Annotated in this window: 21 protein-coding genes and 1 tRNA gene; 7 read left to right on the top strand and 15 right to left on the bottom strand. The window is 69.9% G+C overall.

The genetic code is table 11. From position 1 onward, the window contains the following. Nucleotides 1-11: 11 nt before the first annotated feature. Nucleotides 12-1,985 (bottom strand): sialate O-acetylesterase, encoded by a 1,974-nt coding sequence (locus MNO14_RS11585; RefSeq protein WP_241943889.1) that lies wholly within the window; start codon nt 1,983-1,985, stop codon nt 12-14. Further along, the gene (locus MNO14_RS11590; protein ID WP_241943890.1) at nt 1,982-4,192 is read right to left on the bottom strand and encodes an alpha-glucuronidase family glycosyl hydrolase; all 2,211 of its coding nucleotides are present in this window, start codon (nt 4,190-4,192) and stop codon (nt 1,982-1,984) included. Before MNO14_RS11590 ends, MNO14_RS11585 begins: the two co-directional genes overlap by 4 nt. A 98-nt stretch (nt 4,193-4,290) precedes the next feature. Here MNO14_RS11590 and MNO14_RS11595 point away from each other — a divergent pair, with 98 nt between their 5' ends. Beyond that, on the top strand, nt 4,291-5,352 hold the full coding sequence (locus MNO14_RS11595) for a LacI family DNA-binding transcriptional regulator (RefSeq protein ID WP_241943891.1): 1,062 nt from the start codon (nt 4,291-4,293) through the stop codon (nt 5,350-5,352). An 80-nt stretch (nt 5,353-5,432) separates the two neighbouring features. Here MNO14_RS11595 and xylA read toward each other — a convergent pair whose 3' ends face one another. The 3 genes from xylA to MNO14_RS11610 form a co-directional block, all read right to left on the bottom strand. Beyond that, nucleotides 5,433-6,767, bottom strand: coding sequence for a xylose isomerase (gene xylA / locus MNO14_RS11600; RefSeq protein ID WP_241943892.1), 1,335 nt, complete (start codon nt 6,765-6,767; stop codon nt 5,433-5,435). 50 nt (nt 6,768-6,817) lie between these two features. Then, nucleotides 6,818-8,323, bottom strand: coding sequence for a xylulokinase (xylB, locus tag MNO14_RS11605; protein WP_241943893.1), 1,506 nt, complete (start codon nt 8,321-8,323; stop codon nt 6,818-6,820). 183 nt (nt 8,324-8,506) lie between these two features. Continuing rightward, nucleotides 8,507-8,875: an STAS/SEC14 domain-containing protein gene (locus tag MNO14_RS11610; RefSeq protein WP_241943894.1), complete on the bottom strand. Its 369-nt coding sequence runs from the start codon at nt 8,873-8,875 to the stop codon at nt 8,507-8,509. A 149-nt stretch (nt 8,876-9,024) separates the two neighbouring features. Between MNO14_RS11610 and MNO14_RS11615 the strand changes: the two genes are divergently transcribed. Then, on the top strand, nt 9,025-9,285 hold the full coding sequence (locus MNO14_RS11615) for a hypothetical protein (protein ID WP_241943895.1): 261 nt from the start codon (nt 9,025-9,027) through the stop codon (nt 9,283-9,285). A 48-nt stretch (nt 9,286-9,333) separates the two neighbouring features. Here MNO14_RS11615 and MNO14_RS11620 read toward each other — a convergent pair whose 3' ends face one another. The 6 genes from MNO14_RS11620 to rsmD all read right to left on the bottom strand — a co-directional run bounded on the left by MNO14_RS11620 (nt 9,334) and on the right by rsmD (nt 13,735). Then, complete coding sequence (locus MNO14_RS11620; protein WP_241943896.1) at nt 9,334-9,738, bottom strand: MAPEG family protein; 405 nt, start codon at nt 9,736-9,738, stop codon at nt 9,334-9,336. After that, nucleotides 9,735-11,588: a gamma-glutamyltransferase gene (gene ggt, locus MNO14_RS11625; protein WP_241943897.1), complete on the bottom strand. Its 1,854-nt coding sequence runs from the start codon at nt 11,586-11,588 to the stop codon at nt 9,735-9,737. Before ggt ends, MNO14_RS11620 begins: the two co-directional genes overlap by 4 nt. Beyond that, nucleotides 11,585-11,839, bottom strand: coding sequence for a YfhL family 4Fe-4S dicluster ferredoxin (locus tag MNO14_RS11630; protein WP_183425916.1), 255 nt, complete (start codon nt 11,837-11,839; stop codon nt 11,585-11,587). The genes ggt and MNO14_RS11630 overlap by 4 nt, the downstream gene beginning before the upstream one ends. 169 nt (nt 11,840-12,008) lie before the next feature. Next, nucleotides 12,009-12,566 carry a hypothetical protein gene (locus MNO14_RS11635; protein WP_241943898.1) on the bottom strand — a complete coding sequence of 186 codons (558 nt, stop codon included), beginning with the start codon at nt 12,564-12,566 and terminating at the stop codon, nt 12,009-12,011. A gap of 40 nt (nt 12,567-12,606) precedes the next feature. Then, on the bottom strand, nt 12,607-13,101 hold the full coding sequence (coaD, locus tag MNO14_RS11640) for a pantetheine-phosphate adenylyltransferase (protein ID WP_183425918.1): 495 nt from the start codon (nt 13,099-13,101) through the stop codon (nt 12,607-12,609). Between the two features lie 73 nt (nt 13,102-13,174). Further along, nucleotides 13,175-13,735: a 16S rRNA (guanine(966)-N(2))-methyltransferase RsmD gene (rsmD, locus tag MNO14_RS11645; protein WP_241943899.1), complete on the bottom strand. Its 561-nt coding sequence runs from the start codon at nt 13,733-13,735 to the stop codon at nt 13,175-13,177. A gap of 81 nt (nt 13,736-13,816) precedes the next feature. Here rsmD and ftsY point away from each other — a divergent pair, with 81 nt between their 5' ends. Genes ftsY through MNO14_RS11665 form a run of 4 tightly spaced genes read left to right on the top strand, consistent with a single transcriptional unit; the run spans nt 13,817 to nt 17,778 of the window. Then, a complete protein-coding gene (gene ftsY, locus MNO14_RS11650; RefSeq protein WP_241946332.1) occupies nt 13,817-15,151 on the top strand; it encodes a signal recognition particle-docking protein FtsY in 1,335 nt (444 codons plus the stop codon). Continuing rightward, complete coding sequence (locus MNO14_RS11655) at nt 15,148-16,431, top strand: AsmA family protein (protein WP_241943900.1); 1,284 nt, start codon at nt 15,148-15,150, stop codon at nt 16,429-16,431. Before ftsY ends, MNO14_RS11655 begins: the two co-directional genes overlap by 4 nt. Further along, on the top strand, nt 16,428-17,501 hold the full coding sequence (mutY, locus tag MNO14_RS11660) for an A/G-specific adenine glycosylase (RefSeq protein ID WP_241943901.1): 1,074 nt from the start codon (nt 16,428-16,430) through the stop codon (nt 17,499-17,501). The genes MNO14_RS11655 and mutY overlap by 4 nt, the downstream gene beginning before the upstream one ends. 1 nt (nt 17,502) lies before the next feature. Further along, nucleotides 17,503-17,778 (top strand): oxidative damage protection protein, encoded by a 276-nt coding sequence (locus MNO14_RS11665; protein WP_241943902.1) that lies wholly within the window; start codon nt 17,503-17,505, stop codon nt 17,776-17,778. Here the strand turns inward: MNO14_RS11665 and MNO14_RS11670 are convergent. From MNO14_RS11670 to MNO14_RS11685, 4 genes are all read right to left on the bottom strand, one after another. After that, nucleotides 17,754-18,245, bottom strand: a complete 492-nt coding sequence (locus MNO14_RS11670; protein WP_241943903.1) for a DUF6491 family protein — start codon at nt 18,243-18,245, stop codon at nt 17,754-17,756. The two genes, MNO14_RS11665 and MNO14_RS11670, sit on opposite strands and share 25 nt — an antisense overlap. Nucleotides 18,246-18,401: 156 nt before the next feature. Next, nucleotides 18,402-19,598 carry a cation:proton antiporter gene (locus tag MNO14_RS11675; protein ID WP_241943904.1) on the bottom strand — a complete coding sequence of 399 codons (1,197 nt, stop codon included), beginning with the start codon at nt 19,596-19,598 and terminating at the stop codon, nt 18,402-18,404. A 252-nt stretch (nt 19,599-19,850) separates the two neighbouring features. Further along, entirely contained in the window at nt 19,851-20,552 is a 702-nt protein-coding gene (locus MNO14_RS11680; protein ID WP_241943905.1) for a hypothetical protein, read from the bottom strand. Nucleotides 20,553-20,662: 110 nt separating this feature from the next. Next, nucleotides 20,663-20,738: transfer RNA gene (locus MNO14_RS11685), tRNA-Phe, on the bottom strand. Nucleotides 20,739-20,881: 143 nt separating this feature from the next. Here MNO14_RS11685 and MNO14_RS11690 point away from each other — a divergent pair. Then, complete coding sequence (locus tag MNO14_RS11690; RefSeq protein WP_241943906.1) at nt 20,882-21,355, top strand: LEA type 2 family protein; 474 nt, start codon at nt 20,882-20,884, stop codon at nt 21,353-21,355. The last annotated feature ends 21 nt before the right edge of the window (nt 21,356-21,376 follow it).

Raw genomic sequence — 21,376 nt, forward strand, 5'->3', positions numbered from 1 at the left:
AAGGAACGTGGTCAACGGATCTCGATCTCGAACGGCCCCGGCGGCTGGCCGGCGCGGTCGAACAGATTGACCAGCGGGTTGTCGGCCCAGGCGTAGCGCACGCGCACCGGCGCGGCGACGCCCGGTGCCTGCAGGCGCACGCGGTCGCCATCGAGGACGGCCTGCGCCCAACGACAACTGCCGGTGTCCGCACCGCACAGTTCGAAGCCGACCGGTCCTGGCGCGCCGTAAGCGACCAGGCCGCCGTCGACCGCATCGAACGTCACCACGACTGCGCCGGCCTCGCGCCGCGCACTGCGCGGCACCGGGCCGCTCGGCGCCAGCGTCTCGCCGTAGACCGCGTGGCGTGCAGCGCGCGCGAGCCGGCGGCCGATCGCCTGCTTGTTGGCCGGATGGATGTCGTCGGCCTCGCCCAGGTCGATGGTCACCGCAAGCGCTGCGCGCGGCTCGCCGGCGACCCGGCGTTGCGCCTCGCGCAGCGTCGCCCAGCCGCTCTCACCGGGCACCTCGTTCGGCGCGCCGTAGTTGGGCAACTGCACCACCAACCACGGCAGCCGCGGGTCACCGAAGCGCGTGCGCCAGTCGTCGCGCAGACCGCGCAGTTGATTCGCGTAGGCGCCGGCCTCGCCCGTGTTGGCTTCGCCCTGGTACCAGACCACGCCCCGCAGCCCTGGACTGCCCAGTGGCGCGATCATCCCGTTGTACAGCGTCGACAGGCCGGCCGCGGATTGCCATGGCGCACGCGGCGGCGCGCCGGTTTGCGGCGGCACGATGCGGTAGCGCCAGCCGGCGTCGAGCGGCACGATCGCGCCGTCGGCCAGCTGCAGCCGATGCACGGACTCGGGTCCCGCCAGCCCGCCCTCGCGGTAGGTGTCGAGCACGTTGACCACGATGGTGTTGTCGCCCGCGCGCAGCAGGCCAGGCGGCAGCGGGTACGCGCGCGGGGTGCCGGCGCCGTAGCTGCTGCCCACCGCGGTGCCGTTGACCCAGGTCAGATCCATCTCGTCGGCGGGGCCAAGCAGCAGCGTCGCGTCCTGCGCCGCCTGCGCGGCGGTCAGGCGCACCGAGGTCCGGTACCAGACCATGCCGTCGAACGTCGCGAGCTCAGGCACGCCCCAGCGCTCCCACGCACCGAGCGCGTGCGGGGCCTCGCGCCAATCGCCCGATACCGTGTCGGTCCAGGGCCGGTCGTCAGCCGACACGCCCGGCGCCTGCAACCACCAGGCAGCCCAGCGCTCGCCCCAGCGCGCGGCCGCCTGCATCGGGTCGGTGTGGTAGAGCGCGAGCACGTCGAGGTCCTCGCCGGGGTGGCCGCCTGCACGCAGCGCTTCGCCGCTGGTCCAGGCCTGGATACGCGAACCGCCCCACGCGGCCTCGATCAGCCCCATCGGCACGTCCACGGTCTTGCGCAGTTCGCGGGCGAAGTAATAGCAGGCAGCCGAAAAGTCGCGCACGCTCTCCGGCGTGACCGGCTGCCAGGTCACCGGCTCGGTGAAGCGCGCCAGCGGCACCGGGCTGCTCACTTGCGGCACGGTCAGCAAGCGGATGTCAGGCGCATCGGCGCCGGCGATCTCGGCGCGGGCATCGAGCGAGCGCCAGACCTGCAACTCCATGTTCGATTGGCCCGCGCACAACCAGACGTCGCCGACCAGCAGGTCGCGGACGGTCCGGGTGGTCTCGCCTGCGCGGACGGTCAAGGTGTGCGGACCGCCGGCCGGCAACGCCGGCAGTTCGGCCTGCCAATGGCCGTCGGCATCGGCGCGCGCTTGCGCACGGCGGTCGGCAAGCGTGAGATGGACCACGGTGCCGGCCGGTGCCTCGCCCTGCAGGCGCAACGGACGATCGCGCTGGAGGACGGCGTGGTCCTGGATCAGCGGATGCAGCAACGCCGCCTCGGGCGTATCGGCGTGGGCGAGCGGTGCGAGCGCGAGCAGCAGCAGCGCGAGCAGGACACGGGGGCGGGTTGGGCGGCGGCGGCCGTTCATCGGGTGTCTCCCGGTGCGTGCGGAAATTCGAGCGACTGGTAGTACGCCAGCGAATGCGCCGGCGCTGCGGTGCCTGCGGGAAGCGGGCGACCCGAGATCGACTGGAAGTACGCGATGCTGGCGTCGCGCCACCATTGCGCCTCCTGTTCCTGGATCGCGAGGAACGCGGCAACCTGCGCATGCCGCTCGGCATCGAGACGGCCCGCAAGTCCGGCCCAGGTGCTGCGCATGGCGCGCACTGTCGCGACGCCGCGGTCGTAGCGCTGCACCAGCTCGTCCCACAACGGGCGTCCCGATGCCATCGGACGGTCCCAGGGCACGTGGTGGAACCACAGCAGCAGCGCTTCGGGCACGCGGTCGGAATCGTCGAACACGTCCGCCACCGGCGGCGCATATTGCGAGACCGCATCGCTACCGCGGCGGCTGCGGTCGAAGCCGATGCCCTCGCGCGTGGCGCGGTGGTAGTAGACCGAGGTCCAGTCCGCACGCGGGCCACCCTCGACCCAGGGGCCGGGGCCGTAATGGTGGCCGCGGCCCATCAGATGGTGCAGCCCGAGCGCACCGGTGTAGTCGACCACCGCCTCGCGCGAGCCCATCATCATGCCGACGATCGGTTCGACCACGCCCGCGTCGTTGCCGAACGTCATGCGGGTCCATTCCTCGGCGATGTCGCGCGAGGCCTGCATCGGGTCCCATGCCAGGCGCCCGAAGGCGTACCAATTGGCCTGGTCGAAATGCGAGCCGCTCCAGTTGCGGTCGCTGCCGATGTTGGCCACGCCAGCGATGCCGGTCAGCGCGCTTCTGCCGGGCACGTCGCGGTACAGCGTGCCGTCGATCACCTGCGCGACCGTAGAGCCCGCGCCCTGCACCTGCGTATCGGCGCGCAGCACCTCCTCGTATAGCGGCCCGAGATACGCCAGATGCGTGGAGAAACCGAGGTACTCCTTGGTGATCTGGAACTCCATCATCAACGGCGTCTTCGGCATCGCGCCGAACAGCGGATGGAACGGCTCGCGCGGTTGGAAATCGATCGCGCCGTTCTTGACCTGCACGATCACGTTGTCGCGGAACGCGCCGTCGTGCGGCACGAACTCGGTGTAGGCCTGCTTGTGGCGGTCGTCGGGTTCGTCGTGGGAGTAGACGAACGCCCGCCACATCACGATGCCGCCGTGCGGCGCCAGCGCATCGGCCAGCAGGTTGGCGCCGTCGGCATGCGAGCGGCCGTAGTCCTGCGGGCCGGGCTGGCCCTCGGAGTTGGCCTTGACCAGAAAGCCCCCAAAGTCCGGGATCGCCGCATAGATCTCGTCGGCCTTGGCCCGCCACCAGCGCTGCACCTCCGGATCGAGCGGATCGGCAGTCCGAAGCCCGCCGATCTCGATCGGCGCGCTGAAGCGCGCGGACAGGTACACCCGAATCCCCCACGGCCGGAAGATGTCCGCCAGCGCGGTGACCTTCTCTAGGTACATCGGCGTCAGCACATCGGCACTGGCGTTGACGTTGTTGAGCACAGTGCCGTTGATGCCGATCGAGGCGTTGGCGCGGGCGTAGTCGGTGTAGCGCGGGTCGCGCCAGCCCGGCAGCCGGTGCCAGTCCCATATCGACTGGCCGGCATAGCCGCGCTCGACGTGGCGGTCGAGGTCGTCCCAGTGGTTGAGCACCCGCCGCTCGATCCGCGGTGCCTCGCGCAGGTCGAGGTCGGCGACCGGCTGGTCGGTCTGCATCAGGCGCAGGAACGCGAACGCGCCGTAGAGCGCGCCGACGTCGGTGTTGGCCGCGACGACTGTCGCCGGATGGCCGTCCACGCGCATCGAACGGATCAGATAGCCCGCCGGGCCAAGGTCGCCCAGGTCCAGCGCCAGCCGGGCGATCGCCGGCAGCGACTGCGGCGTGCCCACCAACAACGCGTCGGGGCGGCCGACGCGGCCGACCACGGCGGGCGCCTGCCCCTGCAACCCCTGCAGGCCGCGCAGCAGCTCGTCGCGCGTCGCGCGCTGGGTCGGCGTTGCCTCGGCGATCGCCAACTGGGAGACCCGCGGCGCCTCCGGTCCGCGTTCGGCCCCGGCCTGGGCGTAGCGCAGCCACAGGGCATACCCGTCCTCGGCCTGTGCCGGGGTCGGGGCCAGGCCGACGAGCGCGGCCAATGCCAGCGCCGCCGCCACCCACGCCGGCCGGATCCAGTCGCGGAACCAGATAGTTAGCGGTAACATCCCCCTCATCCCCTCACCTCCCCTTGGACGGCTTCACTCCAGTTCCCTTAGCCTTGCGGACGGGGCCTGCACACCGCCGTCCGGACGAAGGAACGCTTTTGGACAAGCCGAAGAAATCGGTCCGCCGCAAGACCCGTGGCGTCACCATCGACGAGGTCGCCGCACTGGCCGGCGTGTCGCCGATGACCGTCTCGCGGGTCATCAACGGTCAGGGCAAGGTCCGCGACACCACCCGCGAGCGGGTCACGCGCGCGGTGCGCGAACTCAACTACACCCCCAATCTGGCGGCTAGTTCGCTCGCCGCCGCGCAGCACACCCGCATCGCGCTGATCTACACCAACCCCAGCGGCGCCTATCTGCGTGAACTGCTGCTCGGCCTGCTGCGCGTGGCCTCGCGCACGCCCATTCAACTGGTGGTCGACTACTGGGACGACCTCGACGCCGAAGCCGAGCGCAAGGCCGCCCGCGCGATGGGCAAGCGCGTGGACGCGGTGATCCTGCCGCCGCCGCTGTGCGAATCGCGCGCGGCGGTGACCGAGTTCGTGCGCGCCGGCATTCCGGTCGTCGCGATCGCGTCGGGCCGCTTCAGCGACGACATCTCCTGCGTGCGCATCGACGACTTCCGCGCGGGCAAGGAGATGACCGAGCACCTGATCGAGCGCGGCCACACCCGGATCGGCTTCATCAAGGGCCGCGCCGACCTCAGCGCGAGCACCCGGCGCTTCCAGGGCTTCCAGGCCGCGCTTGAGGACGCCGGCATCGCCTTCGACCCGGCGCTGGTGCACCAGGGCGACTACACCTACCGCTCGGGCCTGAAGGCGGCCGAAAAGCTGCTGGGCCATCGCAAGCCGCCGAGCGCGATCTTCGCCAGCAACGACGACATGGCCGCCGCGGCGATCTCGGTCGCGCATCGCCGCGGGCTCGACGTGCCCCGCGACTTGTCGGTCGTCGGTTTTGACGACACCTCGGCCGCGACCACAGTGTGGCCCGAGCTCACGACGATGCACCAGCCGATCGCCTCGATGGCCGACACGGCGATCGACGTGCTGCTGCGCTGCATCCGCCGCAACGACGCCAGCACCCGCGTGCTCACCGACCAGGTGGTGCCGCACCGCTTGATTGCGCGCGACTCGGTCGCCGCTCCGCCGAAGAAAAAGTAACGCGCCCTGCCCGCTCGCGGCGCGCCCGGTGGGCGCGCCGGTCAGGATGTTCGCGGTGGCGGGCCGATGGCGCATCGGGCTCAGCGCAGCAGGTACTGGTTGAGCAGGTTCTCGTAGGCCTCCTGGCGGCCGCTGCGCTGCTGCGGCTCACCCGCCTTGGCGGCGATCGCATGCAGGTCGGTCAGTGACAGCCGGCCCTGCTCGAACGCCTGGCCGTCGCCACCATCGAAGCTGGCATAGCGATCGCGTCGCCACTGCTCCCACGGCGACTCGTGCAGCAGCGCGTGCGCCACTTCAAGGCCGCGCGCGAACGCATCCATGCCGCCGATGTGCGCGATGAACAGATCTTCCATGTCGGTCGATTCTCGGCGCGGCTTGGCGTCGAAGTTCAGGCCGCCTTCGAGGCCGCCCTGGCGCAGCACCACCAGCATCGCGCCGACGGTGTCGTACAGGTCGGTCGGGAACTGATCGGTGTCCCAGCCGTTCTGCGCATTGCCGCGGTTCGCGTCGATGCTGCCGAGCAGGCCGTGGTCGGACGCGACCTGCAGGTCATGCTCGAAGGTGTGCCCGGACAGCGTGGCGTGGTTGGCCTCGATGTTGAGCTTGAAATCCTTGTCCAGTCCGTGCGCTTTCAGAAAGCCGACGCAGGTCGCGCTGTCGAAGTCGTACTGGTGCTTCATCGGCTCCATCGGCTTGGGCTCGATCAGGAAGTTGCCCTTGAGCCCGATACTGCGTCCGTAGTCGCGCGCCATCGTCAGGAACCGCGCGAAATGCGCCAGTTCGCGCTGCATATCGGTGTTGTGCAGGCTGGCGTAGCCTTCGCGGCCGCCCCAGAACACGTAGTGCTCGCCGCCCAGTTCCACGGTCGCTTCCAGCGCCGCTTTGACCTGCACCGCGGCGCGCGCGACCACCGCGAAGTCGGGGTTGGTCGACGCGCCGTTCATGTAGCGTGGATGCGAGAACAGATTCGCCGTGCCCCACAGCAGCTGCATGCCGGTCGCGGCCTGGCGCTCCTTGGCCAACGCGACCATGTGCTTGAGATTCTTCTCGTACTGGCCGATGTCGTCGGCGTCGGGCGCCAGGTCGACGTCGTGGAAGCACCAGTACGGCACGCCGAGCTTGGTGAAGAACTCGAACGCAGCATCGAGCTTGGCCTCGGCCGCCGCCAGCGGCGCACCGCCGTCCCACGGGAAGCGCCGCGTGCCCGGGCCGAACGGATCGGCGCCGGCGTTGCAGAACGTATGCCAGTAACACACCGCAAAGCGCAGGTGCTCGGCCATCGTCTTGCCGCCGATCTTCTTGCCGGCGTCATAGACCTTGAAGGCCAGCGGATTGTCGGAGGTCTTGCCCTCGAATGGAATCTGGCCGACGCCGGGGAAGTATTCCCGGCTGCCGATGAAGGGGGTCGTGGTCATATGCGGTCCCGTGTTGAAGTGGAGTGGACGGATCGGCAGGCGCTGCGCGCCTACGCGGCCGGCGGCGCGGCGTACAACGGCCGTACCGCGTCGAGGTGGTCGGTGAAGCGCCGGTAGGCGGTGCGGTAGGCCGGCGCTCGGCTCGGATCGGGCGTGCATGCGCGCGCGGGATCGGTCGCGACATGCGTGACCGCCAGCGTTGCCATCGACGTCGCATCGCCCTGTGCGCGTCCGAGTGCCCACAGCGCCTGCAGCGCCGCACCGAACGCCGCGCCCTCGCCCTGCACCGGTACGTCCACCGGCAGCGCGAACACGTCGGCGACCAGTTGTCGCCATGCCGCGCTGTTGGCGCCGCCGCCGGTCAGCACGATGCGATCGAACGCCATGCCGGCCGACACGAACGCGTCGAAACCGCATTTCAGGCTGTAGGTCGCGCCCTCCATCGCCGCGCGATACAGGTGCGCGGGATCCATGTTGTGCGTGGTCAGGCCCGTCAATACGCCGCGCCCCAACGGCAGGTCGGGCGTGCGCTCGCCGTTGAGGAACGGCAGCAAGGTCAGTCCGCCGGCACCCGGCGCGGTCGCGTCGATATGCGCATCGCCTTCGCGGGTCGCAAAGCCGAACATCCGTGCGACCTGTTCGGTCGCCACCGTGCAGTTCATCGTGCAGATCAGCGGCAGCCAGCCGCCGGTCGAGTCGCAGAACGCCGCCCAAGCGCCGGAGTCCGACACCACCGGCGTGTCGCTGTAGGCGAACAAGGTGCCCGAGGTGCCCAGGCTCATCGCCAGGCGCCCCGGCACCACGCAGCCGGTGCCGATCGCCGCCATCATGTTGTCGCCGCCGCCGGCCGACACCCGCACCTGCGGCGACAGGCCCAGTTCGGCAGCGATCTCGGCGCGGATCGGGAACAGCGCATCGGCCTCGACCAGCGGCGGCAGGCACGCCGACAGGTCGCGCTCGGGATCGGTGGCCTGCAACAGTGCCGGCGACCAGCGCCGCGTACGGACGTCCAGCCAGCCGGTGCCCGACGCATCGCCGTGCTCCATCCAGCGCGCGCCGGTCAGCCAGAGATTGACGTAGTCGTGCGGCAGCGCGATCGCCGCCAACTCGGCATAGACCTGCGGACGATGGGCCTTCGTCCACGGCAACTTGGACGCGGTGTAGCCCGCCAGGATCGGGTTGCCGGCCTGGGCGATGCAGGCCGCCACGCCGCCGACGGCGTCCATGATCGGCGCGCACTGTGCGCTGGTGCTGGTGTCGCACCACAGCTTGGCCGGTGCCAGCACCTGCCCTTCTGCATCGAGCGGCACGAAGCCATGCTGCTGACCCGAGACGCCGAGCGCGGCGATACGCGCGCGCATCGCCGGATCGACTGCAGCGAAGCAGGCGCGGATCGCATCGAGCCAGTCGGCGGGATGCTGCTCGCGGCTGCCGTCGTCACCGGCGATCAGATCCAACGTCCGGCCCTGTGTCGCCAACACCTGCCGCGCTGCCGGGTCGTAGACCAGGAGCTTGATGCTCTGCGTGCCGAGGTCGAGGCCGGCGACGAGGCTCATGCGCGCGCCCTCGGCACAAGAAAGTTAGCGCTACCATTGATAGGGCTAAAAAAAACAGCACGGCTTGGAGCAGGCAGCGGCATGGGCGCGCTCGGCATCAATCGGCGGTGCAGGCACTGTAGCCACTTGTCGCCGAACATGCTTGCTGCGGTGCGCCATCACCGAGCCGGACGCGTGTCGCCCTTATCGCTCGCGCAACCACGCCTGGCCGTCACCGGCGCATTCGGGCGTGAAACCGCGGACCTCGACGCCCGGCAACAGCAACCCTTCCAGTTCCGATAGGCGACGGATCCACAGTGCTTCTGCAACCACAGCGATGCGGTCGAAACGCCGCACCGCGCGCAGCAGCGCCGGCAGCCGCGAAAACTCGACTGCGACCGCACCGAACGACGGCAAGTCGACATTGCGCACGCGATAGAGCATCGCGCCGCCGTCGATGCCGTCCGCCGCCTCGACGAACGCATCGATCAGCGCCGCCATCGTCTCCCGATCGAACCGACCGTCGATCTCGACGTCGATCCGATCCGGTGCCGCGCGGATCACATTGAACATACCGGCCTCGCGTCTACGGGTCGAAGGCGAAGCTAGACCGCCGCGCGTCAATAGCGGGCGAATGACGCATCCGTGGACTCGGCGAGCAACAAACACCGGTCACGCCCGGCCTGCCGCGCGCCCGCGACTGGGACGCCCAGGCGCGCGCCATGCTCTCGAGCTATCGCCGCGATCATGCCCGTGGCGCGCAGGACGCCGACGCGCAGGCGTTGGTCGAATCCCTGCGCCGGGCGTCGCCGGAGTTCGCGGCCTGGTGGGCGCACCACGATGCCGGCGCACCCTGCAGCGGCGAGCGTCGGCTGTGCGTGGACGGTGTGCCGGTGGCCTTCGAGCACACGATGCTGACGATCGATGAAGAACGTCACCTGCGCCTGGTGGTCCATGCGCGGCGCGACGAGGCGGCACGCTGAGACAGGCCGGCGTGGGGCGTCGACGACGCCCGCGGCGCACCGCGTTCGCTAGGTCAGCGCCGCCACGGCAACGAAGCGCCAGATGCCGAGCCCGGCCATCACCAGCAACAGCGCGAAGGTCAGCATCGCGCCGCCGAAACGGCCGACGGAATACCCCGCCGAACCGCCGAGCCCGACAGCATGCAGCACGCGTGCCAGCAGCAGCGCCAGGCCCAGGGTCCAAAGCAACCGGGGATCGAACGCGGCCAGTTCGAGCAGCGCCAGCATCAACAGCGCCAGCGGCACGTACTCGCCGAAGTTGGCCTGCACCCGGACCTTGCGCGCCAGCACCGGATCGCCACCGGTGCCGATGCCCACCTTGGCGCTGTTGCGGTGCAGGACCACGCGCAGCGACAGCACGAGGTAGAGGATGACGTGCAGCGATGCGATCAACAGCGAAATGCGTGGGGTCATCGTGCGGGCTCCATGGTGTCCATTCCTCGAGCGTGCGTGCGTTCGGGACGCACGGTACGGCTGTCTGCGCCCGGCTCGACCTTCGCCGCGCCCACCGGATTGCGGGGGTCGCTGCCGCCGGTCAACGTGCCGTCGGCGCGGTTCCACAGCACGGTCTGCAGATTACCCCAGACATGGCTGGAACCGCGGCCGCCTGCCGCGCGATCGCCCGGCAGGTCGACGGTATGGCCCAGCGCGCGCAGCCGCGCGGCAGTGTCGGCGGAGAACGCATCGGACTCGGCCGAGATCGCATCAGGCATCCACTGGTGGTGATAGCGCGGCAGTGCCGCGACCGCCTGGGCGTCGAGCCCGGCGTCGTAGCCGAGCACGCCCAGCAGCACCATCGTGATGATCCGGCTGCCACCAGGCGTGCCCAGCACTGCCACGCGATCGGGCGATTCGAGGAAGGTCGGCGTCATCGAGCTCAACGGGCGCTTGCCGGGCCGCGGCGCATTGGCATCGAAGCCCATGACCCCGAACGCATTGGGCACGCCGGGCTGCAGCGCGAAGTCGTCCATCTCGTTGTTGAGCAGCACACCGGTCCCCGGCGCGACCAGGCCGCTGCCGAACAGCAGGTTCACCGTCTGGGTGACCGCGGCGCGGTTGCCGGCGGCATCGATGATCGAAAAGTGCGTGGTCTCCTCGTCCTCCAACGGCGTGGGATCGCCCGACAGCAGGTCGCTGGGGGTGGCCTTGTCCGGATTGATCGTCGCGCGCAGGCCGGCGGCGTAGTCTCGACTGAGCAGCGTGCGCTCGGGAATCTTCACGAAGTCCGGATCGCCCAGATAGAACGTGCGGTCGCGGAACGCGCGGCGCATCGACTCGACGACCAGATGCGTGCGCGCGGCATCGTCGAGCGCCGGCAGGTCATAGGGCTCGAGGATCTGCAGCATCTGCGCCATCGCGATGCCGCCCGACGACGGCGGCGGCGCGGTCGTCACCGTCCAGTCGTGGTAACGGAAGCGGATCGGCGCCCGCTCGACGACGCGGTATCCGGCCAGATCCTCGGCGGTCCACTGCCCGCCCTCGGCATTGACCCCGGCGACCAGTTTCTCGCCGGTCGCCCCGCGGTAGAAGCCGTCGAAGCCGCGCTCCGCGAGCAGCCGCAGCGTCTGCGCCAGTTCCGGCTGGCGGAACAGGTCGCCCTCCTGCGGCGCACGACCGTCGGCCAGGAACACCGCGCGCGTGCCCGGATAGCGCTCCATGACCTCGCGCCGCGACTGGTAGCCGCGTGCGAACCGGGCATAGACCGGGAAACCGTCCTCGGCGATGCGGATCGCAGGGGCCAGCGATTGTGCCAGCGGCAGCCGGCCGTAGCGCTCGGCGATGTGCACGAACGCGGCCGGCAGGCCAGGAATGCCGGCCGACCACGGGCCATTTTCGGCCCGATCGCGGTCGAACTGGCCATCGGCCTTGCGATAGCGATCGGCATGGGCGCTGGCGGGCGCGGTTTCGCGCGCATCGATGAACACATCGCGGCCCGAGGCAGCGTCGTGTAGCAGAAAGAACCCGCCACCGCCCAGACCCGAGGAGATCGGCTCGACAACCGACAGCGCGGCCGAGGTCGCGATCGCGGCGTCGAACGCGTTGCCGCCTTCGCGCATCACCTGCAGGCCGGCCTCGGTGGCCAGCGCATGCGCCGACGCAACCGCGTTGCCGGGCGGCACGGCTTGCGACTGCGCCGCGACCGGCGCAGACGCAGGGGTAGACGCAGGGCGGACATCGCGCGCGCACGACGGCGCGACCGCCAACAGCAACAGCGACAGCAGCAGCGCCGGCAGGCCGGCAGCGGGACCACGGGAACGGCTCATGACGACTCCTGCTGCAGGCGCGCAAGCTTGGCCAGCAACTCCGCCTGGGTTTCGGGAAGATCGGGATCGGGGTCGATGCACTCCACCGGGCAGACGACCACGCACTGCGGTTCATCGAAATGCCCGACGCACTCGGTGCAGCGCGCCGGGTCGATCACGTAGATCTCCTCGCCCTGCGAAATTGCCTGGTTCGGGCACGCCGGCTCGCAGACGTCGCAGTTGACGCAGAGCGCATTGATCTTCAGGGACATCGGCACATTGTAGTGAGTGTGGCGCCGCGCGGCGTTCCATCGCTGGAACCGCGTCGCCCAGCGGGCGGGGCGCGCTCGCCGGGCCCGGAAACAGCGACGCCGCCGCGCCCGAAGGGCAACGGCGGCGTCGTGTGCATCGGAACCGCCGGCCAGGCCGGCGCCCCGGGGCTTACTTGGCGGTGTCGACGAACACGTACTCCACGCCAGCCGGCTCGACGGCCGCCTTGACGCGGGCGTTGTCGGCTTCCTCGCCGATGAACAGCACGCGGACGCCCTTCATCGTGCCCGGCTCGACTTCCTCGAACGAGGCGACGGTCAGGTCGGCGGTGCGCGCCGAATTCAGCCCGGCGTAGATCAGCAGGTTGCCGCGCACGATGCCGCGCGCCACGTCCAGCTTGGCCTTGTCGAGCAGGCGCTCGTAGTTGCCGTCGACCGGGGTGGACAGGTCCGAGGCTTCGCCATCGGCCGGGGCCTGGGCGTCGGCCGGCGGCGCCTCGGCCACGTTGGCCGGCGGCGGCGGCACCAGGTAGACGTACGGCGAATTGTTGATGCCTTCCATGTGACGGCTGGCGACCTCGTTGAGGTAGGCGTTCCACGCCGCCTTGTCCTCGGTGGTCGGGGCCGCGACCGGCGCGGCCTGCGCCTGCTGGGTTTCTTCCTTCTTGCCACAGGCGATGACCGGCAGGACCAGGCAGGCGACCAGCAGCGCGCGGGTGATGGACTTCATGGCATTCCCTCTTGTTTCTCTTGCGTTTGGATGGGCAACGTCAGCGTTGCGAGTGGTTGCGCAGTGCGCGATCGACCGCGGCGGGCACGAACCCCGACACGTCGCCGCCGAGGCGCGAAATCTCGCGCACCAGCGTGGAGGAGATGAAGCCGTACTGCTCGGCCGGCGTGAGGAACAGCGTCTCGACCTCGGGGATCAGATGCCGGTTCATGCTCGCCAGCTGGAACTCGTACTCGAAGTCCGACACCGCACGCAGGCCGCGCAGCAGCACGCCGGCCTCGACCTTGGCGACGAAGTGCGCAAGCAGCGAGTCGAAACCGATGACCTCAATGTTGTCGTGATGGGCCAGGGCCTCGCGTGCCAGCGACACGCGCTCGTCGAGCGACATCGCCGGGCGCTTGGCCGGGCTTTCGGCCACGCCCACGATCAGCCGTTCGAACAGCGGCGCCGCCCGGTCGACCAGGTCGACATGGCCGTTGGTGATCGGGTCGAAGGTGCCCGGATACACCGCGATGCGTTTGCGACTCGCACTCATGGCTGACGTTCGCTGTCGGGAGGCAGGGGTGCGGCGTGGCGCGGGCGCAAAGTGTAGCAGCGCCGGGCGCGGTTCAGCCGTCGCGGCGCCAGAGCGCGCAATGCGCCTCGCGGGTCTCCAGTTCGCGATGCAGGCGCCAGCCGGCGGGCGCGGGCGCCGGCCGCACCACCGGCGACTCGACATACAACCAGGCCTGTGGCGCAAGCGCGGCATCGAGCGCGGCCAGCGCCGGCGCCCACAGGTTGGCGGCGAACGGCGGGTCGACGAAGGCGATGTCGAATCCGGCCGCTGGCAGCGCCGCGAGCAGCGGCAGCGCATCGCCGCGGCGGACCTCGACCACCTCCCCGCCGGGCAACCGGGCGGCGACCGCCGACAGCGCGGCGGCCAGCGCCGGGTCGCGCTCGATCAACAGCGCCGAGCGCGCTCCGCGCGAGACCGCCTCCAGCCCGAGCGCGCCGGTGCCGGCGAACGCATCGATCACGCGCGCCCCCGGCAATGCCGGCTGCAGCCAGTTGAACAAGGTCTCGCGCACGCGGTCGCCGGTCGGGCGCAGGCCTGGCGCATCGGGCACGTCCAGCCGTGTGCCGCGCCAGCGGCCGCCGACGATCCGGACCCTGCCAGAAGACGGTTTCATCGGCGCCCCGCTGCACGGGGCGTGGAAAATGCGGGTGATACCATGCGCGCCATTCTCCCCCATCCAGGCTCCGACGGCCGCATGGTCAGCTGGTTCAAGCGCGACAAACCCCAATCCGAAGGCGGCCGGCGCCGCCTCACCGACGAGGAAATCGCCGCAGCCTTCGGTCCGCCGGCCGCCTCGCCGCCGGTCGACGCGCCGGTGCCGTCCACGGATGTCGCACCTGCCCCGGCGGCAACCCCCGTCGCACCGCCTGCTGCCCCGTCGACGCCCGCTCCGGTCACGCCGCCCGCGCCTGTCGCGCCGACGCCTGCGACCGACGCGTCGGTCGCTGCCACCGCGACGCCGGCCGTGGCGCCGAGCGCGCCGGTCGCCGCCGATGCGCTTGCGCCGACACCCGCGCCCGCTGCCCCGCCACCGGCACCGCGCCCTGCGATCTATGACCCGGCCGCCGCGATGGCCGAAGTCGTGTTCGCGACCAAGCCCGCCGCCGCGGCCGGCAAGTCGGGTTGGCGCGAGCGGCTGAGCGGCAGCACCTTTGCCCGCAGCTTCGGCGGCCTGTTCTCGCGCAACCCCAAGCTCGACGACGACCTGCTCGACGAGATCGAGACCGCGCTGCTGACCGCCGATGTCGGCGTGGCGGCGAGCACCGAGCTGGTCGAATCCTTGCGCAAGCGCATGAAGGCGCGCGCGTTCGTCGACGCCAATGCGCTGCTGCAGGCGCTGCGCGCCGACCTGGTCGCGATGCTGACCCCGGTCGCCCGGCCGTTGACGATCGACCCGGCCGCCAAGCCGTTCGTGATCCTCACTGTCGGCGTCAACGGCGTGGGCAAGACCACGACGATCGGCAAGCTCGCCAAGCGCTTCAAGGACGAGGGCCACGGCCTGATGCTGGCCGCCGGCGACACCTTCCGCGCCGCCGCGGTGGCCCAGCTCAAGGCCTGGGGCGAGCGCAATGGCGTGGCCGTGGTCGCCCAGGGCCAGGACGCCGACCCGGCCGCAGTCGCGTTCGATGCGCTGCAGGCTGCCAAGTCGCGCGGCATCGACGTGCTCATCGCCGACACCGCCGGCCGCCTGCATACCCAGCAGGGCTTGATGGGCGAATTGGGCAAGATCCGCCGCGTGCTCGGCAAGATCGATGCGACCGCGCCACATGAAGTGCTGATGGTCATCGATGGCACCACCGGCCAGAACGCGCTCTCGCAGTTGCGGCAGTTCAATGCCGCGGTCCAGGTGACCGGCCTGGTCGTGACCAAGCTCGACGGCACCGCCAAGGGCGGCGTGCTGTTCGCATTGGCACGCGAGTTCGGCATCCCGATCCGCTTCGCCGGCATCGGCGAGCGCCCCGAGGACCTGCGCGTGTTCGATGCCCAGGCCTTCGTCGACGCGATGTTGCCGGAGACGCTGGGGACGTGAGCGCCTCGGGGCAGGCGCCGGCCGCGCCGGTGCCGCCGCGCCGCCGCCGGCGCGGGCTGAAATGGCTGGTGGGCGTCGCCGCCCTGCTCGCGGCCGGCATCGCCGCGATCTGGCTGCTGCTGCCGCCCGAGCGTGCATTGCGTCTGGCGCTCGCGCGCCTGGAGCCCGCCCTCGGTCTGTCGATCCAATTCGACGGGGCGGTCGACTACCGCCTGCGCGGCACCCCGCAACTGGTGGTCCACGACGTGACTGTGCGCGCGCCGGGCACGCAGACACCGATGCTGCAGGCCCGGCGCGTGCTGCTGGCGCTGCCGTGGAAGACCATCCGCAGCCGCGGCGCCGATCTCGAAATCACGCGCGTCGAACTCGATAGCCCGCAGCTGCAACTGCCGGTGCTGCTGCACTGGCTCGACACCCGGCCGCCGGGCGACGGCGCCCTGCCCCCGTTCACCGACGGCCTGCACGTGCGCGATGGCAGGCTCGACGCCGAGGACTGGCGCATCGAGGGGCTGACACTCGATCTGCCCACACTGCACGCCGAGCGCGCGGTCACCGGCCAGGTCGCGGGCACCGCGATCGTCGATGCGCTGCGCATCCCGTTCCGCCTGCGGCTGCAGGCCGACCGCCCGCTTGCATTTTCCCGGGTCGAGGCGCGCGGCACGCTGTCGGCCGACAGCGGCGAGGGCCGGCTCGACACCCGGCTCGCGCTCGAGGCGACCCGTGTCGACGCCGATGCCCCGGGACTGACGCTGGCGCCGCTGCGCGTGGCGATGGATGCGCGCTGGCGCGCCGAGGGTACCGACCTGCCGTTCGCGTTCGGCCTGCAGGGCCGGCTGGCCTTCGCCGACGGGCGCCTGATGTTGGCACCGATCGGGCTGGCGACCCGCGCCGATGACGTCGTGCCGACCTTCTCCGCCGGGGGCCGCATCGCCTACGGCGACGTGCTGGAGATCGCGCTCGACGGACGCATCGCGCATTGGCCGGCGGGTTGGCCCGCGTTGCCGGCGCCGCTGTCACAGACAGATGGGCCGCTGCCGTTCGCGATCCGCTATCGCGGGCCCGCGACACTGGGCGCGCCGCTGTCGCTGCACGTGGCCCATGCCGGCGCACGGTTCGACGGCAGTGCACGGGTGCCCGAGGTGCTGCGCTGGCTCGATGCGCTCGACAGCGGCACGCCGGTGCCGCCGCTGCGCGGGCAGTTGCGGATCGATCGCCTCGAAGTACCCGGTGCGACGCTCGAAGGCCTCGAGATCGACGTCGACGACGGCAGCGCGCCATGAGCGCGTCCTACGCCGCCCGCCTGCTGGCCTGGTTCGACGTCCACGGCCGCCACGACCTGCCTTGGCAGCATCCGCGCACGCCGTATCGCGTGTGGCTGTCGGAAATCATGCTGCAGCAGACCCAGGTGCGGGTGGTGATTCCGTACTTCGAGCGCTTCGTCGCCGCACTGCCCGACGTGCGCGCGCTGGCCGCCGCCCCGCGCGACGACGTGCTCGCGCTGTGGTCGGGCCTGGGCTACTACGCCCGCGCCCGCAACCTGCAGGCGGCCGCCCAGGCCTGCGTCGAACGGCACGACGGCGAACTGCCGCGCGACTTCGACGCGTTGCTCGCACTGCCCGGCATTGGCCGCAGCACCGCGGCGGCGATCCTGTCGCAGGCCTGGGGCGACCGCTTCGCGATCCTCGACGGCAACGTCAAGCGCGTGCTCGCGCGCCACCATGGCGTCGCCGGCTGGCCGGGGCTGCCCAAGGTCGAGAAGACGCTGTGGGCGATCGCCGACACGCTGCTGCCGCAGACGCGGATGGCCGATTACACCCAGGCGCAGATGGATTTCGGCGCCACGCTGTGCACGCGTCATGCGCCCGCCTGCCTGCTGTGTCCGGTCAACGACGACTGCGTGGCGTTCGCCCAGGGCCGGGTCGAGGAACTGCCCACGCCCAAGCCGACCAAGACGCTGCCCGAGCGCGAAGCGACGGTGCTGCTGCTCGAGGACCGCGATGGCCGCGTGCTGCTGCACCGGCGCCCGGCCACCGGCGTATGGGCGGCGCTGTGGTCACTGCCGCAGGGCGAGGATGCCGACGCCGCGCTGGCCTGGCTGGATGCACACGCGCCGAACATGATCGACGCGGGCGACCGCGACACGCCCCATAGGCTGCAGACCGTGCATCACGGCTTCACCCATTACCGCCTGCAACTACATCCGCTGTACTGGGCCGGCCTCGCCCCACGCCGCGCCGTGCGCGACAATGACGACCTGCGCTGGGTGGCCCGCGACGAGCTCGCGACGCTCGGCATTCCCGCACCGATCCGCACGCTGCTGCTGTCGCCGCGCGTTGCGCTGGAGGACTGATATGAGCCGACGCGTGCACTGCGTCCACGACCAGATCGAGACCGAGGGCCTGGACTTCATCCCCTGGCCGGGCGAACTGGGCAAGCAGGTCTTCGCCAGCATCGGCAAACCGGCCTGGGCGCGCTGGCTGGCGCACCAGACCATGCTGATCAACGAAAACCGGCTCTCGCCGCTCGACCCCAAGCATCGCGCGTTCCTCGAAGGCGAGATGCGCAAATACCTGTTCGAGCGGCAGACCGATCGCCCGATGGGCTACGTGCCCGAATCGGAGGGCTGAGCCGCCGGCACCGGCGCGTCGGACGGCCGGTCGAGCGAGGGCCCGCCCTCGCGGTTGTGCTTTTCGGCCGCGCGCACCGCCTTGACGTCGAGCGGCCGGATCTGCCGGATGTGGCAGGGCATGCTAATGGCACTTCGGCTATACACCAGCACCTTGTCGAACCGTGCATCGACCCGGCTCATGGTGCTGGTCAACCCGATCGCCGGCGTATAGCTCAGGTCCTGGCACGGCCCCGACAGGTCGAGCAGAAACGCCTCGCCCGGTCGCGTCCAGACCGCGAGCGCGCTGTCGCCCAGCGGCGTCCAGCCGTTGATCTGGCCCAGGTAGCGGAAATGGTCCACCGGCGCACCGGCGTGCGCGTCGTAAAGCGCGTACTTGTCGGCATCGCGTAGACCGGGGCTGGCGCAGGCACCGAGCGTCAGCGCGGCGACCAACGCGGCGGCGAATGGGACGGGATGGCGGCGCATACAGACCTCCTTCGATCTCGCGCGGTATCCGATACCGATCATGCGCCCGCCTGCGCAGCGTTCCAGGTCCCGGCCGGCCGACGTTCAGCGCGTGGCCGGCTGATCAGCGGGCTGGACGCGCCCGCCTGGACACGCTCGCCCACTGCCCTGGCCGATCTACTTGCCCATCCCCAGCGCGCGCAGTCGCGGCGTGGCCATCGGGATCGTGAGCATCGTGCTCATCACCGCCATCAGCAGCAACGCGGTGAAGGTCGCGCTCGAAATGATGGCCTTGTCGAGCAGGATGTTGGCGAAGATGATCATAATCAGCGCCTTGGTCTGCAGCAGCCATCCGATCAGCGAAGCCTCGCCAGGCGCCCATTTGAGCAAGCGTCCGGCCAGGTGTACACCGGCAAGCTTGCCTGCCACCGAGGCCACCAGCAGCACCAGTGCGGCGACGAACACCGCCGCGCCGCCCACGTCCCACTCGGTACGCAGGCCGGTGCTGAGGAAGAACACCGGCATCATCACCAGCAGCACGTTGTGCCGCAGGCGGTCCATGTCCTGCTGATCGAACCAGTCCGCGTCGATCACCACGCCGGCCAGGAACGCCCCGACCATGAAGTGCAGGCCCGACCAATCGGCACCGAACGCGCACATCGCCAGCCAGATCAGCATCACGTACCAGCGGTCGCGTTCGGCAATCGCCCGCATCAAACGCCGGAACACCACACAGGCGACTGCGAACGCCAGCAGGAAACCGACCTGGCGCCCGATGCGCTCCCAGTCGAGTAGCACCAAGGCCAGCACGCCCCAGATGGCGATGTCGTCGAGGCTGGCATAGCGCAGGATGCGCTGCCCGATCGGCCGGCGCAGGATGTCGAGCTTCTCCATCAGCAGGATCAGGATCGGCAGCGCAGTCACCGCGCAGGCCATGCCCACGCCGACCACGAACTGCCAGTTCTCGCCCGACACGCCAATCCAGCCAGGAAATCGCAGCAGACCGAACGCCGCCAACGCGCCAAACACCAGCGGCATGCCCAGCGCCAAGCCCGCAGTGACGCCGCTTTCCCGGCGGTTGACCCACGCCTTGCTCAGGTCGAGCTCGATGCCCGCGATCAGCACAAACAGCATCACCGCCCAGGCGCCCAGCCCGTTGAGGATCTGCACCACCTCCGGCCGGAACACGAAGCTGTAGTAACCCGGGAACGCGGCGCCCAAGATGCCGGGGCCGAGCACGATGCCGGTGAGGATCTGCACCACGACCAGCGGCGCGAAATAGTCCGTGCGCCCCAGGCGCCAGATCAGAAACGGCACACAAAAGATGATCGCCATCGCGATCAGGAACACTTCCATGGTGGTGACTGCATGCATGCGCGTTGTCCTTCAGCCGCCGGGCGGCAGCGAAGCGCGGAGTATGGGGTGGCGCTCAGGCGGTGTCATGGGGTAGCGGACGGGGGTGTCGCAGGCGCCGATCCGCTCTCTAGCGGCCGGATTCGGTAGTGCGCACCTGCTGAAGCTAGGTGCGGCGAGGCCCGAAAAGTGACCATCGGCAAGCGACGTAGCTGCGCGAGGGAAATATCCGGTACAGGCGATCAGGAGCCAACTGCACGTCAGGCATCGGGTCTAGTCCTGATCTTCTGCAGGGGCAGACCAGCGCTGAAAAAAATTAACCGACGCCTCAAGCCAAGGCCCGGCGGTGCTCTGCACAATATGGGACGCTTGATTCGTCGCGAAGTTGAAGGCGACCCCGACCGCGTGGTGGGCAAGGACCGCAGAGTTCAGCAGCAACGGGATGTAATCGTCGGTGGCCGGGTGCGGTCCCACCCCAGTTTCATGAACGTAATAAGTGATGGCAGCTCGCCCACCGTGGACCATCCCATGCAGACCGTCGTATGCGTGCTTGACAGTCTGCCTAACGCGATCAGGCGGGTCCCACTCATAGTAGTTGTCGCAAATTCTGGCGAGAAATCGAGCTCCCAGTTTCTGCCTGCCTCTTTGAGGCAGGCGATCCTCGTCTAGGAACAATTGCAACTCTTCGTCCGTCGCCGGACCGAAAAAAAAGCACCCTCGCATTAGCGCGTCGAGCTGGCTTCTCATCAGAACGGCAGCTGGGAAGAATGTCCTGTGCGGATCATCTTCGAGAAGCGCAAACGCTGCTCTGCAATGCTCCACGGAGGCATACAGGAGAGCCATCGAAACGTTGCTGCGAACCGAATTTGGGAGATCCAAGGTCTCCAGCACCGGATAGCAAGCGTCGATCGCGTCCAGTCCCTCAGCGACCATTGCCGGAAGACGCGCGAAAGGGCTGACGTTGGGAAGTGGCACGGTGCAATTCCTGTGCAATCGTGTCAGGAAAACCGGCTATCTGGGAGGAACGGGAAGGAACACCGCACCCGCCTTTTCCGCTTAAACCCACTAGAAAATACGTCTAGCAATGGTGGCCGGGGAGGGAATCGAACCCCCGACACGGGGATTTTCAATCCCCTGCTCTACCAACTGAGCTACCCGGCCACTGCGGGACGCGCATGATACGGGGCGCGCCGCAGAACGGCAACCGTTTCGTGACCGCCCCGTTTTCGAAGGCGCCCGACCGGGCATCGGCCGAGCGCGGCGACGCGTTAACATCGTGGGCCCACCCTCGACGGAGCGCTGCGATGAAGCCGTGGAAGCTGCTGACCCTCCTGTTGGCGACCTGCGTGGTCGCAGCCTGCGTCACCAGCCCGCGCCGGGTCTCCGAACCGGCAGCGAGCATCCAGCAACTGAGCGTCGCGGCCGACGGCAGTTGGTCGGTGGATCTGCGGGTGCAGAACTACAGCAGCGTGCCGATGCGCTTTGAGTCCATCCGGCTCGACCTGACGGTCGGCGGCGACGCGGCCGGCACGCTGGCGTCCTCGACGCCGATCACGATCGGGCCCGAGTCGGCCGACGTGCTGACGCTGGCCTTCGCACCCAGCGCGCAGGCGCGGCTGCAAACGGCCGATGCGCTGGCCGCCGGGCGCAGCCTGCCCTATCGCATCGACGGCACGCTGCGCGCGGCCCCCGACGACCGCGGCGCCGCCCGCGACTACACCATCCGCCGCGACAGCGCGCTCAGCCCCGTGCCGGGCCTGCCCGGCGTGCTGCGCTGATCCCGTCGCGCACCTCCCGCC

This window comes from Luteimonas sp. S4-F44, assembly GCF_022637415.1.
Taxonomy (GTDB): Bacteria; Pseudomonadota; Gammaproteobacteria; order Xanthomonadales; family Xanthomonadaceae; genus Luteimonas.

Excerpts from the sequence above, each read along its gene's own strand:
- MNO14_RS11585 (WP_241943889.1), bottom strand. The coding sequence starts at position 1,985 with ATGAACGGCCGCCGCCGCCCAACCCGCCCCCGTGTCCTGCTCGCGCTG.
- MNO14_RS11590 (WP_241943890.1), bottom strand. The coding sequence starts at position 4,192 with ATGTTACCGCTAACTATCTGGTTCCGCGACTGGATCCGGCCGGCGTGG.
- xylA (WP_241943892.1), bottom strand. The coding sequence starts at position 6,767 with ATGACCACGACCCCCTTCATCGGCAGCCGGGAATACTTCCCCGGCGTC.
- xylB (WP_241943893.1), bottom strand. The coding sequence starts at position 8,323 with ATGAGCCTCGTCGCCGGCCTCGACCTCGGCACGCAGAGCATCAAGCTC.
- MNO14_RS11610 (WP_241943894.1), bottom strand. The coding sequence starts at position 8,875 with ATGTTCAATGTGATCCGCGCGGCACCGGATCGGATCGACGTCGAGATC.
- MNO14_RS11615 (WP_241943895.1), top strand. The coding sequence starts at position 9,025 with ATGCTCTCGAGCTATCGCCGCGATCATGCCCGTGGCGCGCAGGACGCC.
- MNO14_RS11620 (WP_241943896.1), bottom strand. The coding sequence starts at position 9,738 with ATGACCCCACGCATTTCGCTGTTGATCGCATCGCTGCACGTCATCCTC.
- ggt (WP_241943897.1), bottom strand. The coding sequence starts at position 11,588 with ATGAGCCGTTCCCGTGGTCCCGCTGCCGGCCTGCCGGCGCTGCTGCTG.
- MNO14_RS11630 (WP_183425916.1), bottom strand. The coding sequence starts at position 11,839 with ATGTCCCTGAAGATCAATGCGCTCTGCGTCAACTGCGACGTCTGCGAG.
- MNO14_RS11635 (WP_241943898.1), bottom strand. The coding sequence starts at position 12,566 with ATGAAGTCCATCACCCGCGCGCTGCTGGTCGCCTGCCTGGTCCTGCCG.
- coaD (WP_183425918.1), bottom strand. The coding sequence starts at position 13,101 with ATGAGTGCGAGTCGCAAACGCATCGCGGTGTATCCGGGCACCTTCGAC.
- rsmD (WP_241943899.1), bottom strand. The coding sequence starts at position 13,735 with ATGAAACCGTCTTCTGGCAGGGTCCGGATCGTCGGCGGCCGCTGGCGC.
- ftsY (WP_241946332.1), top strand. The coding sequence starts at position 13,817 with ATGGTCAGCTGGTTCAAGCGCGACAAACCCCAATCCGAAGGCGGCCGG.
- mutY (WP_241943901.1), top strand. The coding sequence starts at position 16,428 with ATGAGCGCGTCCTACGCCGCCCGCCTGCTGGCCTGGTTCGACGTCCAC.
- MNO14_RS11665 (WP_241943902.1), top strand. The coding sequence starts at position 17,503 with ATGAGCCGACGCGTGCACTGCGTCCACGACCAGATCGAGACCGAGGGC.
- MNO14_RS11670 (WP_241943903.1), bottom strand. The coding sequence starts at position 18,245 with ATGCGCCGCCATCCCGTCCCATTCGCCGCCGCGTTGGTCGCCGCGCTG.
- MNO14_RS11675 (WP_241943904.1), bottom strand. The coding sequence starts at position 19,598 with ATGCATGCAGTCACCACCATGGAAGTGTTCCTGATCGCGATGGCGATC.
- MNO14_RS11690 (WP_241943906.1), top strand. The coding sequence starts at position 20,882 with ATGAAGCCGTGGAAGCTGCTGACCCTCCTGTTGGCGACCTGCGTGGTC.